This window comes from Burkholderia aenigmatica (genome assembly GCF_902499175.1).
Taxonomy (GTDB): domain Bacteria; phylum Pseudomonadota; class Gammaproteobacteria; order Burkholderiales; family Burkholderiaceae; genus Burkholderia; species Burkholderia aenigmatica.
This window is the reverse complement of record NZ_CABVQC010000010.1, coordinates 128,205-140,638: the sequence shown is the minus strand read 5'-3', so window position 1 is coordinate 140,638 and position 12,434 is coordinate 128,205. Positions and strand designations below refer to the sequence as shown.

At 66.9% G+C, this 12,434-nt stretch carries 9 protein-coding genes and 1 pseudogene; 5 read left to right on the top strand and 5 right to left on the bottom strand.

The genetic code is table 11. The annotated features are described in order from the left end of the window. Nucleotides 1–84 precede the first annotated feature (84 nt). The gene (locus BDO18943_RS10150) at nt 85–492 is read left to right on the top strand and encodes a winged helix-turn-helix domain-containing protein (protein WP_175022169.1); all 408 of its coding nucleotides are present in this window, start codon (nt 85–87) and stop codon (nt 490–492) included. 474 nt (nt 493–966) lie between these two features. Continuing rightward, nucleotides 967–1,161 (top strand): annotated as a pseudogene (locus BDO18943_RS10145) (lytic transglycosylase); the annotation flags it as partial. A 19-nt stretch (nt 1,162–1,180) separates the two neighbouring features. On the opposite strand, the gene asnB reads toward BDO18943_RS10145, so the two are convergent. Beyond that, nucleotides 1,181–3,148: an asparagine synthase (glutamine-hydrolyzing) gene (gene asnB / locus BDO18943_RS10140; protein ID WP_043179959.1), complete on the bottom strand. Its 1,968-nt coding sequence runs from the start codon at nt 3,146–3,148 to the stop codon at nt 1,181–1,183. A gap of 266 nt (nt 3,149–3,414) precedes the next feature. Further along, the gene (locus BDO18943_RS10135; RefSeq protein WP_175022168.1) at nt 3,415–4,248 is read right to left on the bottom strand and encodes a helix-turn-helix transcriptional regulator; all 834 of its coding nucleotides are present in this window, start codon (nt 4,246–4,248) and stop codon (nt 3,415–3,417) included. 284 nt (nt 4,249–4,532) lie between these two features. Between BDO18943_RS10135 and BDO18943_RS10130 the strand changes: the two genes are divergently transcribed. Next, complete coding sequence (locus BDO18943_RS10130) at nt 4,533–5,438, top strand: helix-turn-helix transcriptional regulator (protein ID WP_175022167.1); 906 nt, start codon at nt 4,533–4,535, stop codon at nt 5,436–5,438. 142 nt (nt 5,439–5,580) lie between these two features. Here the strand turns inward: BDO18943_RS10130 and BDO18943_RS10125 are convergent, their stop codons facing one another. Both BDO18943_RS10125 and BDO18943_RS10120 read right to left on the bottom strand, forming a co-directional pair. After that, nucleotides 5,581–7,227, bottom strand: coding sequence for an NRAMP family divalent metal transporter (locus BDO18943_RS10125; protein ID WP_175022166.1), 1,647 nt, complete (start codon nt 7,225–7,227; stop codon nt 5,581–5,583). A gap of 119 nt (nt 7,228–7,346) precedes the next feature. Further along, nucleotides 7,347–7,484: a hypothetical protein gene (locus BDO18943_RS10120; RefSeq protein ID WP_175022165.1), complete on the bottom strand. Its 138-nt coding sequence runs from the start codon at nt 7,482–7,484 to the stop codon at nt 7,347–7,349. Between the two features lie 1,091 nt (nt 7,485–8,575). Between BDO18943_RS10120 and BDO18943_RS10115 the strand changes: the two genes are divergently transcribed. Both BDO18943_RS10115 and BDO18943_RS10110 read left to right on the top strand, forming a co-directional pair. Further along, a complete protein-coding gene (locus tag BDO18943_RS10115; RefSeq protein ID WP_175022164.1) occupies nt 8,576–8,845 on the top strand; it encodes a hypothetical protein in 270 nt (89 codons plus the stop codon). Between the two features lie 117 nt (nt 8,846–8,962). Beyond that, nucleotides 8,963–10,450, top strand: a complete 1,488-nt coding sequence (locus tag BDO18943_RS10110) for a carbohydrate porin (protein ID WP_175022163.1) — start codon at nt 8,963–8,965, stop codon at nt 10,448–10,450. Between the two features lie 97 nt (nt 10,451–10,547). Here BDO18943_RS10110 and treA read toward each other — a convergent pair whose 3' ends face one another. Then, nucleotides 10,548–12,299: an alpha,alpha-trehalase TreA gene (gene treA, locus BDO18943_RS10105; RefSeq protein ID WP_175022162.1), complete on the bottom strand. Its 1,752-nt coding sequence runs from the start codon at nt 12,297–12,299 to the stop codon at nt 10,548–10,550. Nucleotides 12,300–12,434 lie beyond the last annotated feature (135 nt).

The window sequence follows — 12,434 nt, the reverse complement described above, 5'->3', positions numbered from 1 at the left end:
TCGATACATGACGATCCGCTCCCTGGCCCGAAAGTTGCAGCACAGGACCCGCAAACACTCCTTTACGGACATGCGAGGGCCACCATGGATTGCAAATACCTGTACATCGACAACATAAAAATCAACTTCGTGCGCCGCACGATCGAAATCGACAACAAAGTCGTTGACGTCACGCCGCGTGAATTCGACGTCGTCGAATTCCTGCTCGACAACATGAACAAGATCGTGCCGCGGCAGGCAATCCAGGAAGCCGTGTGGGGCCGTGAACTCGGCGTGTCGTCGCGCACGCTCGACACCCATATCTCGCGTATCCGCTCTAAGCTGCAGCTCGATCACGACAAGAACCTGCGGATCATCCCGATCTACGCCGTCGGCTATCGCCTGGTGCTGTTCGGTGCGGCGATGACGCACGTCGAGCGCCACGACGCGGCGCCGCTCCTGCGCATCGCACCACAGGCCGCGCTGGCCGCGATGGCCGCCGACTACGCCTGACGCTTCGCCCCACGCGGCGCGCCGGCCACACTCCCCCCACCGCGCTGCGCCGCTCCGCAGCGCCTCGCGGCCCGCCCGTCGGGCGCGGCCTGCATGCCGCCCGGCCCGCCAGCCAGTCGCGACCCGACCGCCGCCTCCGGGCGGCGGTCGCTTTTGGACGCCCGCGTCCGCGCATCGTCACGCTTCGTCGCTTCCGCTCCGGCCGCCGCCAATGCCGGCGACTACGGAATTCGGCGTGACACACGATCATTGCCGTCCCTACAATCGACGCAGCCGCCGCGCGCCCTCCGCGCCACCGGCCCCGAAACGAACGGAACGACCATGAAGATGTGCGATTCGCGAACCGTTGTCGCCTGCCTGTCCGCACTGGTTGCGCTCGCGTGCGCCGCGCCGCCCGTAGCGCACGCGGCGAACGACCACGCGCTTCACGTCGCGTCGACGACGCCGGGCAATCCGGATGAAGGCAGCGCCGGGCGCGACACGCCGCCCGCACGCCAGCGACGGATGGATGCCGTCGCGACCACGCCGCCCGATCGCGCACGTCGGCAAGCGTCGCCGGCGGCCTCCGCCGATCCGCCTTCGTGCCATGCGCGGCCCATGACGACGCGGTGCCGCGGCCCGCAAGCGAACGACGCGAAGCAGCGCTGCACGCGCTGCCTCGATCAGTGACGACGCGCAGCGCGCCCGCTTATGCGGCGCGCTGCGCTTCCAGCCACGCCTGGAACATCAGCACGGTCCACAGCTGGTGCTGCCAGTTCATCCGGCCGGTCTGGTGCTGCCGCCACAGGCGCTCGACCGCGGCCGCATCGAAGAAGCCCTCCTCGCGCAACCGCGACGGCCGCAACAGCGCCTCGGCCCAGTCACGCAACGAGCCGCGCAGCCAGTGATCGACGGGCGCGCAAAAGCCCTGTTTCGGCCGGTCGATCAGCGCGGACGGCACGTACCGGTCGAGCAGCCGACGCAGCAGCGCCTTCGACTGCCCTTCCGGCAAACGCACCTCCGCCGGCACGCGCCACGCGAATTCGACGACGTGATGGTCGAGGAACGGCATGCGCGTTTCGAGGCTCACGGCCATCGCCGCGCGATCGACTTTCGCGAGGATGTCGGTCGGCAGGTACGTGAGCGTGTCGATCGCCATCGCCTGCTCGGCGAAGCTCAGGTGCGCGGGCCATGCGGATACGGTGTCGAGCGGTGTCGCCGGCTCCTGTCCCGACAGCGCAAGGCGCTCGGGATGATGCACCGACGACATCAGCAGCCGGTACAGCCCGATGCGGCTCTCGGCCGTCATCACGTGGCCGAGCTTGTGCAGGCGATCGCCGATGCGCGTCGCCGATTCGCGTGCCTCCACGCCGCCCCACGCCCCTTGTGCGACGGCCGCGAGCTGGTCCGCGTGATCGGGCCGCAACGCATGCAGCGCGGCGGCGATCCGCGCGCGCACGGCGCCCGGCACGCGATGCAGCTTGCGCCACAGGCGCGGCGTCAGGAAGTAGCGCGTGTAACCGCCGAACAACTCGTCGCCGCCGTCGCCGGACAGGCTCACCTTCACGTGCCGGCGCGTCAGCTCCGACACGAGAAAGGTCGGGATCTGCGACGCATCGGAAAACGGCTCGTCGTAGATCGACGGCAGCTTCGGCACGACGCCGAGCGCATGGTCGGCCGTGACGTACAGCTCGGTATGGCGCGTGCCGAGATGGCGCGCGACGGCCTTCGCGTAACCGGCTTCGTCATAGCCGGCTTCGTGGAAGCCAATCGTGAACGTGTCGACCGGCGCCGCCGATTGCGCCTGCATCAGCGCGACGATCGCCGACGAATCGACGCCGCCCGACAGGAACGCGCCGAGCGGCACGTCGGCCTCCATCTGCCGCGCGACGGCCTGGCGCAAGACCACGTCGAGCTGACCGACCGCTTCGTCGGCACTGCCCTCGAACGGCTGCGCGCGACCGTCCTCGATCGCCTGATCGAGCGTCCAGTACGCACGCAGGCGCGGCATGTCGCGCGCATGCTCGAACTGGATATACGTGCCCGGCGGCAGCTTGTGGATGCCGCGATAGATCGTGTGCGGCGCGGGCACGCTCGACTGGCGCAGATACAGGCACAGCGCATCGCGGTCGATCGCGCCGTCGAAGCCGGGGTAGCCGCGCAGCGCCTTCAGCTCGGACGCGAACACGAGCGCGTCGCCGATCCGGCCGTAGTAGAGCGGCTTCTCGCCGATCCGGTCGCGCGCGAGCGTCAGCACGCGCGATTCGCGATTCCACAGCGCGATCGCGAACATGCCGGTCGCACGCCGCAGCGTCGCTTCGACACCCCACGCGACGATCGCCGCGATCAGCACCTCGCTGTCGGAGTGGCCGCGCCACGCCGGTGCGCGACCCGCGCGCTCGAGCTCGGCGCGCAGTTCGCGATGGTTGTAGATTTCGCCGTTGAAGACCATGACGTAGCGGCCGCACGCGGATGCCATCGGCTGTCGGCCGTGTACCGACAGGTCGACGATCGCGAGCCGCCGGTGGCCGAGCGCAATGCCGGCTTCCGGATCGACCCAGATCCCCTGCCCGTCCGGCCCGCGATGCGCGAGGCTTGCCGTCATGCGCGCGAGCGTGCCGCGCGCTGTCTCCTCATCGATGGCGACGCTATTCAGAAAGCCGTCGATTCCGCACATTGATTTTTCCGCCCCTGTTGACCAGTTCCGTCACGCATGGCGCAACCTCGCGGCCCGCCGTCCGGCGTGACGGTCGAGCCATATTACGAAGAAATAAATCAGCAATAATTCACTGGTGAATGCTGAAATCACTCGAAAAAAGCGCTGTCAAGCATCGTGTGCGCATCGCGGCGGTGCGTCCGGCCGAATCGGCCCGTCGGGCCGACCACAGGCGGGCCGACCCGACGGTCATCGGATCACGCGGAGAAAACAGGGGACGGACTGCGTCAGGACGGCAGCCGGCGCGCCGCCAGATACGCAAGCTGCGCGCGGTTCTGCACGTTGAAGAGTTTCTCGAGCGAGCGGATATGGTGGCCGACCTTGTGCAGCGACGTGCGCAGCGCGCTCGCGATCTCCTGGTCGGACAGCCCGTGCACGAGGCGGTCGAGCACCTGCTGTTGTTCGTCGCCGAGCGCGAAGCCGCGCATGCGTGCGATGCGTGCCTCGAGGAACGGCAGCGCGACGCGATGCACCGCGAGGCTGACCGACAGCGCGCCGCCGATCACGCGATCGTCGATCCATTCGGTGCCGTGCGTCTCCGACGTCACGTTCACCGCGACGCGCAGGTCGAGGCGCGGCGCCGACAGACCGAACAGCACACCGCTGTTCATCGCATGCGCGCGCAGATGGCCGGCGAGCGCCAGCATCTTGCGGTCGCCGCTGCCCTGCGCGGCCGCCTCGATCTCGTCGAGCCGCCACGCGACCGGAAAGCCGCTCTGCCGCACCTGCGCGAACCGTGGGTCGCTCTCGTAGAGCATGCCTTCGATAAACGGCTGCATGAACGTCGCGGGCGCGAGGTCGCGAAGCAAATGCGCGCACAGGATGCGCCGCCCGATCATTTCGAAAGCGCCGTAACCGAGCGTACTGAAACCGATTTGCCGCAATCGCGCATGGCATTGCGCAAAATCGACCGGAGCAACGTCGGTTTTACCGGGTTCAATTTGAATGCCGGTAAAAACGTCATGCCCGATTGCCTGATATTCATTCGAATAAGCCGCAGCCGTTGCGATATCGGCCTGCGAAAACCACTCGACGCGTGGTGCGCCGTCAGCATATGCCATGAGGAGCCCGCCCTTTCCCAATATGTGAACCTGCGCCCCGTCACGATCTGGTCTTTTCTTTATGGATTTTCTGGTCTTCGTTATAGGCGTGCGAATAGGAATCTTTCGCCGCCATTAGTATTACGGCATATTACGCGTACACCGGCATTTTTGTACAATGCCCCCGCGTTTCGTCAGGGATGACGATCGGCGCATATCACACCGATGCTCGATCGCACCGCCGCGAACACCGTACACGATACGGCCGCCGCCAGGCGATGCGCGTCGATTCCGAGGGATGGCTCATGTCCGATATTGCATTGCATGAAGAAGCGGTCGCCCCAACCTTTCCCGGTCCGTCGCACGGGTTGAACGCGTGCCCGGACGCGCTGCGCGAGCGCCCGGTGCAGGTCGTCTGGTGCGACGACGTGAAACACGGCGAGCTCACGCAGCCGCACGCGCCGAAGCTCGGCGTCGCCGATACGCTCGCACATGCGCAGAGCACGGCCGAGCGCAGCCGGATCGTCGCGAGCCTGCTGCATCTGACGGGCTTCTCGACGTTCGCGTACTTCGCGCTCGAATTCGCGCACGAGCGGGTCGAAAGTCTCTACCTGCACGAAGCATTCACGCCGGCCACCTATCGCGGCGACTACGTGCGGCACAACCATCACGACATCGATCCGCGCACGCTCGGCGCGCGCGTGTGCAACATGCCGATCGTGTGGGACCTGCAGCAGCTGCGCCGTGAACACCGCGAGCGCGACGCGGGTCCGCGCGTGACGCCGGCCGCGCTCGACGGCTTCCTGCAGACGATGCAGGACGACGGGATGTGCAGCGGCGTCATGTATTCGATGGCGGTGCCCGGCACGCGGCTGCACGCGTTCATGAGCTTCACCGCGCCGCGCCGCACACGCGAATGGATCACGCCGGCGACGATCGAACAGGCGCTGTCGATCGGGCTGTCGGTCCACAAGTTCGCGTCGCCGCAACTGATCTCGACGTCGCGCGAGCGCGCGGTGAACGGGCTCACGCCGTTCGAGCAGGAACTGCTGCTCGGCATCGCCGAAGGCGCCTCCGACAAGGAGATCGGCCGGCGCCTCGACACCAGCGCGCACAACGTCGACTATCACCTGCGCAAGCTGCGCAAACGCTTCGGCGTCGCGAACCGGATCCAGCTCACGTACCTGACGTCGAAACTCGAACTGATCTGACGGCCGCACCGTACCGCGTGCGCGGCGCGTCGCGTCGCGTCGCAAGCGGATGCGTAAACGCACATGCCGGCCTCGAGGGCCGGCATGTGCGGGTTGCGGCGCGGTGCCGGGTCCGGCGCCGCTTCCTGGAAGACGACCTGCGTTACTTCAGCAGCATCATCTGCACCACCTTGACGATCACGAGACCGACCGCGATCACGAGATAGCCGCGCAGCACGGCCATCCACACGCGCGTCGTCAGCGTCATCTTCTGCGGCTCGAGCGTGTCGAGCGGCGGCATGCGCCACGTATCGCGTTGCGTACGGTCGACGCCGGGTTCGACGACGCGCTTGTTGCGGCGAATCAGCACCGTCGCGAGATAGCCAACGATCGCGAACACGCTGCCGCCCACCAGCACGTCGAGGATCGCTTCACCGCTGATGTCCGGATACATCACCGATGCGGTCAGGATGATCGACAGCATCACGAGCACCCAGATCACCGCGCCCGTGAACACGTTGAGCTTCGTCGAGTTGATCCACGGGCCGAGCACCTGCTTGTCGTTGCACAGCAGCAGCAGGAACACGGTCGCGCTCGGCAGCAGCACGCCCGCGAGCGTCTGCACGGCTTCCGTCAGCAGGCCCAGCGGGCTGCCCGGGATCAGCACCAGCGCCGCGGCGGCCGCGACGATGCCGAAGTAGACGAGATAGAAACCCTTCGCGTCCGACACGTTACGATGCAGCGAGTGACGGATCTTGAACACGTCGCCGATCGCATAGGCGGTCGACAGCGATACGGCCGCCGCGCCGATGATGCACGCGTCGAGCAAGGCGACCGCGAACAGCGTCGCGCTCGTGCGGCCCGAATACTTCTCGAGGCCCGCGATGATGCCACCGGCGTCGGTGAAGTTGCCGAACTCCGGATGGCCCGAGAACAGCTGGGCCGAGAACGCGATCATCGCGACTGCACCGACCAGCACGAAGGCGATGCCGATCCACAGGTCCGCCTTTTCATACTTCATGAAGCGCGGCGTGATGCGCTTGTCGATCACGTAGCTCTGCTGGAAAAACAACTGCCATGGCGCGACCGTCGTGCCGACGATACCGATCACGAGCAGCATCACGTCGGACAGCTTCGCATGCGCGGGCCAGTTCGGTACGAAGAAGTCGCGCGAGATCTGCGCCACCGGCGGATGGATCGACACGAGCACCGGCACGAGCAGCAGGCTCAGCACGCACAGTCCGATCGCGAACCGCTCGAAGCGCCTGAAATCCCCGGTACTCACCGCGGCCATGGTCAGCGCCGCGGCCACGCACACGCCGGCCACCTTCGGCAGCCCGAAGAAATCCAGCACGAACGTGATGCCGATGAACTCGGTGACGATGGTGAGCGCGTTGAGCAGGAACAGGTCGATCACGCTGAACGCGCCCCAGAACTTGCCGAAGCGCTCGAAGATCAGGCGTGCATGGCCGACGCCCGTCACCGCGCCTAGGCGCAGCACCATTTCCTGGTTCACGTACAGCACGGGCACGAGCAGCAGCAGCGTCCACAGCAGCGTCGTGCCGTAGTTCTGCCCCGCCTGCGTGTAGGTACCGAAGGCGCCGGCGTCGTTGTCGCCGACCATCACGATGAGGCCCGGGCCGATGATGGCGAGCAGCGTGCGCAGGCGCGCCCACCACGTGCTGCGTGCACCGGTGTCGTGGCGCGAGATCGTGCCGAGCGCGCCGCGGATGTCGCCCAGGTGGGCTTCGTCGAGCACGGCGCTGCGTTCGGCGGCGATTGGTGGAGAAACGTTGGATGGCGTGGACATGATTTATTCCGTACGGCTAAGGGTTATCTGATAAGCGTGTGACCTTGGAATGCGCGCGTGGCGGCCGCTCGATGGCGGCCGCACGTGCGCATGCCGAGGCACGCGCGGTGCTTCTTGCTTCAGTGGATCAACGATTTCAGCTGGTTCAACAGGCGGGAGAACACCCGCGGACGGGCGTCGAGCATCAGCATCGCGTCGTAGTGGTTGCGCGATTCCGTGACGTGCGGGAGATTCGACAGCAGAAGGCCGAAGTTCATGATCTGGCTCCGTGCGGCGACGGCAGGCGTGCCGGCCGCGTGGTGGGCGCGGGGCCAGTCCGGGGCCTGAACGACGTGTCAGGCTAGTGCGCCGGATTGTCCCTGCGACCCGGGTTCAAAAGGGTCGGTGTGTGCAACGGGCATAAGGGACAACTGTCACTGTCGTTCATGGCGGCTCCTGTACGGTGTTCGGGAGAACACGGTTGACCGCCGTCAGGCCTGCGGGCCGGGATTCGCGAGCACGGGAAAAGCGTGCGCGAACGCGGCCGCCTGCCAGGCGGCGGTGAAACCGGACGGCGCATGCGAAAACGCATCACGCTAACCGGCGCGAATCAGGGTGCACGTAGGGGGTTACTGCGGAATACTGCTGCGCGCACCGTTTGCCTGGGAGACAAACGGCGGCTTCGATGAGGCGCGGACGTCGGTCGCTCAGGCGGAAATTTCGTTCGAAGATCGACTACTGCAGGCGTCCAAGGCGGCGGCCCCAAGAGTGAAGATGGCGGATTCTATGGACGGCCCGAAAGTGAAGTCAACCCCTTGAAACCCCATTTCCCGAAATAAATTTCTCGCGTCACATCACTGAAAGAATTGCCCTTGAAAACAAGCGGCGCAACCTTTCAGGGCGTATCGCGCAGTCGGTGACCGATGCGTATGAACAACGGGGCGGCGCCTCCCGTCGTGCTCATCTGCTGCCCGTCCGTTGTCCATTCGTTGCCCGTCCCGCGCCGGAACGTGCTGCCGAGGTGCCCGCGCAACGTGCGCCACTTTTATGCGTTTTTTACTTGCGCTGCAGCAAACGACACGCATACAATCCGCCGCAATTCATCAAGGGAGTCCCTCCGTGGACACATGCTCTAGTTGCAGTTCGATGCCGGTCCAGGCCGGCCAAGCCATCGCGAGATAGCAGCCAGACGCATGTCTTTCGCCGCTAGCTCGCATTCGTCGGGTTAGCGCGCTTCCTTCCGAGCCGGCCATCGCCGGTTCGTCCGTCGCACGCTCCATTACGTTCCACCCTCCGATCGCAGGTCGCATCGTGCGCCCGCGCTCGATCACGTCGTCCGGCCCGAGCCGGACCGGACGGAGGCAGCGTCATGTTTCTTCAATCGTTCGCGGTCAGACTCAAGCGCATCGTGCATATCGCATGCGACCGCTCGTTCGTTTCCGGCCTCTCGCCGCTCGCCCACGCGTTCAGCAACTGGCGCGGCACGGCGCTCGCCCATCTGCCGGCGACGCCCCGCCCGCTCGACTGCCTGCTGGTCGCCGCAATGGCGGCCGCCGTCGCGCTCGTCGCGATGCTGTGCTCGGCCGCGCCGCGCCTCGGCTTTGCACAGGTGTGGCGCATCGGCGGCTGGCTGCCGTAAGCCCTGCTGCGCGGCGGGACGACGTGCCCCGTACCGCCGCGCGACCACCACGCCGCGCTTCCCGCATCACGTTTTCGCTTCTTCAGCTTAACTAATCAAACCGTCAACGGAACCCACATGAAGAACTATCTCGAACCCGTCCCGCGCAAGCTCCGCCTCAATGCGCTCGCCACGCTGCTGCTGTCGCTCGCCGCGGCGCCCGCGTTCGCGCAATCGACGCCGCCCGCCGCGGCCGAACCGGCGGCCGGCGCCAGCGACGCCGCCGCTCCCGCACAACAGGCCGCCGATGCTGCCGCGCCCGCTCCCACTGGCTTCTGGGAACGCTCGAACCTGCTCGGCAACATGGGCGGCCTGCGCGACGTGCTCGGCGATCACGGCGTCACGCTGAGCCTGCAGGAAACCAGCGAGTACCTGTACAACACGTCGGGCGGCACGAATCGCGGCGGCGCGTACCAGGGGCTCACGCAATTCGGTTTCAACGTCGACACGGGCAAGGCGGTCGGGCTGCCGGGCGGCACGTTCAACGTATCGGCACTGCAGATTCACGGCACCAACCTCACGCAGCGCTATCTGCAGACGCTGCAGACCGCGACCGGCATCGAGGCAAATTCGACCACGCGCCTGTGGGAACTCTGGTACCAGCAGTCGCTGCTCGACGGCAAGGTCGACGTGAAGGTCGGCCAGCAGAGCGTCGACCAGGAATTCATGGTGAGCCAGAACGCGGCGACGTTCATGAACGCCACGTTCGGCTGGCCCGTGCTGCCGTCGACCGACCTGCCGGCCGGCGGCCCCGCGTATCCGCTGTCGTCGCTCGGCGTGCGGCTGCGCGTGAAGCCGGCCGATGCGTGGACCGCGATGGTCGGCGTGTTCGACGGCAACCCGGCCGGCCGCACCGACGGCGATGCGCAAGTGCTGAACGCGCACGGCACCAACTTCAACCTGCGCAGCGGCGCATTCGTGATCGGCGAAGTGCAGTACGCGCTGAACGCGCCGCCCGCCGATCCGAAGGCGCCGCAACCCGCCGGCCTGCCGGGCACGTACAAGCTCGGCTTCTGGTATCAGTCGCAGCATGCGAGCGACCCGCGCTACGGCACCGACGGCCTGTCGCTCGCGAATCCGGATAGCAACGGCATTGCCGCCACCCATCGCGGCAACTACGGGTTCTATGCGGTCGCGGACCAAATGGTGTGGCGGCCGTCGGCCGACAGCCCGCGCTCGGTCGGCGTGTTCGCGCGCTTGATGGGCTCGCCGGGCGATCGCAATATCGTCGATTTCGCCGCCAACGCAGGCGTGACGCTGAAGGCGCCGTTCAAGGGACGCGACAACGACGTCGTGGGCATCGCGGTCGGCTACGCGAAGATCGGCTCGCATGCACGCGGCCTCGACGGCGACACCGGTGTCTACACGACGCCCGGCTATCCGGTGCGCCGCGCAGAGACGGTCGTCGAAGCGACCTACCAGTACCAGGTCACGCCGTGGTGGCAGATGCAGGCCGACCTGCAACACTTCTTCCGTCCGGGCGGCGGCATCCCGAATCCGAACGCGCCCGGTGCGCGCATCGGCGACGAAACGGTGGTCGGCGTGCGCACGACGATCACGTTCTGACGCAAACCGGATGCAACGCACGGGCCGGACTGTCGCGCAAGCGGCCGTCCGGCCCGTGCGTTCTCTTGCGGCGCAAGCGCGCGGCCCGCGCCGCGCGTCACTCGCCGTACAGCCCCAGCAGTTTCAGCGTGACACCGTTGGTCCAGCCGAAACCGTCCTGCAGCGGATACTCGCCGCCCCCGCCGCCACCCGTGCCGGCCCCTTCGACCACGTACTTCTCGACGAGCTTGCCCTCGGTCGCATACACGTGCTTCACGTCGGACAGGAAGCGTGTGCCGATGTCCTTCGCGAGTGCCGGTTCGCCATAGCGCCGCAGCCCGTCGATCGCGATCCACTGCAACGGCGCCCAGCCGTTCGGCGCATCCCACTGCTGCCCGGTGTTCTCGGTGGTCGTCGCGAGGCCGCCCGGCTGCAGCAGCGTCTTGCGCACCTCGCGCGCGGTCGCCTTCGCGCGCTCGGGCCACGCGACGCCCGCGAACAACGGATACAGCGCAGCGGCCGTCACGGCGTCGCGCGGCTTGCGCAGTTGCCAGTCGTAGTCGCCGTAGTAGCCGCGGCGGTTCCACAGATAACGGTTGATCGCGGCCGCACGCCGCGCCGCGCGCCCTGAAAAATCGGTCACGCATGCCACGTCGCGCGTGACCGCGCAGCCCTTCACGATCGTCGTCTCGAGGTGGAACATCAGGCTGTTCAGGTCGACCGGGACGATCGACGTCGTGCGGATCGTCGCAAGCGTCTTGCCGTCGCCGAACCAGCGCGAGCTGTAGTCCCAGCCGCTTTCGGCGCCCGCGCGCAGGTCGCGGTAGACCTCGTTCGCCGGACGCGCCGGCACCGACTTCGCGGTCGTCACGTCCTCGAGATACGACTCGTCGCGCGGCGTATCGCTCGCATCCCAGTAGCGGTTCAGCACCGCGCCGTCGGGCATCGCGACCACGTGGCGCGCGGCCTGCCCGCGCGGCGTCGTGGTTTCGCCCTGCATCCAGTACGCATGCTCCTTGCGCAGTTCCGGCAGGTATTTCTGATAGACCTTGTCGCCTACGGCCTGCGCGGCGAGCGTGACCATGTACGCGAAGAACGGCGGCTGCGAGCGGCTCGCGTAGTACGTGCGGTTGCCGTTCGGGATGTGCCCGATCGTGTCGATCAGATGGGCGAAGTTGTCGAGCATGTCGTCGACGAGATCCTCGCGGCCCGACACCTGCAGCCCGAGCATCGTGAAATAGGTATCCCAGTAGTAGCCCTCGCGGAAGCGGCCACCCGGCACGACATACGGCTTCGGCAACGGGATCAGCGAACTGTAGGGCGGCACCGTCGCGCTCGTGCGCGTGAGCTGCGGCCACAGCCAGTCGATGTGCTGGCGCAGCGTCTGATTCGGCGGCGGCGTCACGCCGCTTTCCGGGGGCGGCGTGAAATGCTGGCCGACGAACGCCTTCAGCGAGAAGCCCGGCTGCGATTTCTGTTGCTGATACAACTGCACGATCGTCGCGGGATCGCTGTCGGGCGTCGCATCGACGAAGGTCTTCTGGTCGGGATAGATCTGCGCGGTCTGCACCGCGACGAACAGGTCGCCGTAGAGCTGGCTCGGCGGCGTCAGCAGCGTGCCCGACGCGGGGCCGGCAACCGCGACCGTAGTTGGCGGTGCCGACCGGGCAGCCGCCTGCGCGGCGGCCTGGTTCGCGTTGTCGGCCTGCGCGGCGCAGCCGGCCACCGCGAGATATGCGACGGCCAGCGCGGCGGCCCGGCGAAGACGCGATGCGGGCGGTGCGAGAGGCGGTGAAAGACGGAGCGAGAAGCGCGTTGGGAAGCGGCTAGCGAAGCGAGATGCAATCGATGCGGCACGACGTGACGTCATGACGTGTCCCCTCCTTTCGACGGTGAGTGGGTCGGCACGAGGTCTCGTTCGCGCGCGCGCTCGTCTCGATGGCCCTCGATCGATGCGCGTCGTTTTGTGCTGCGAGTGGGTCCGACTGTCGCACGAAACGCGCAC

What these genes read in the sequence shown, in the direction of transcription:
- BDO18943_RS10110 (WP_175022163.1), top strand. Translation starts at nt 8,963, where the DNA reads ATGAAGAACTATCTCGAACCCGTCCCGCGCAAGCTCCGCCTCAATGCG.
- BDO18943_RS10125 (WP_175022166.1), bottom strand. Translation starts at nt 7,227, where the DNA reads ATGTCCACGCCATCCAACGTTTCTCCACCAATCGCCGCCGAACGCAGC.
- BDO18943_RS10135 (WP_175022168.1), bottom strand. Translation starts at nt 4,248, where the DNA reads ATGGCATATGCTGACGGCGCACCACGCGTCGAGTGGTTTTCGCAGGCC.
- asnB (WP_043179959.1), bottom strand. Translation starts at nt 3,148, where the DNA reads ATGTGCGGAATCGACGGCTTTCTGAATAGCGTCGCCATCGATGAGGAG.
- BDO18943_RS10120 (WP_175022165.1), bottom strand. Translation starts at nt 7,484, where the DNA reads ATGAACTTCGGCCTTCTGCTGTCGAATCTCCCGCACGTCACGGAATCG.
- BDO18943_RS10130 (WP_175022167.1), top strand. Translation starts at nt 4,533, where the DNA reads ATGTCCGATATTGCATTGCATGAAGAAGCGGTCGCCCCAACCTTTCCC.
- treA (WP_175022162.1), bottom strand. Translation starts at nt 12,299, where the DNA reads ATGACGTCACGTCGTGCCGCATCGATTGCATCTCGCTTCGCTAGCCGC.
- BDO18943_RS10150 (WP_175022169.1), top strand. Translation starts at nt 85, where the DNA reads ATGGATTGCAAATACCTGTACATCGACAACATAAAAATCAACTTCGTG.
- BDO18943_RS10115 (WP_175022164.1), top strand. Translation starts at nt 8,576, where the DNA reads ATGTTTCTTCAATCGTTCGCGGTCAGACTCAAGCGCATCGTGCATATC.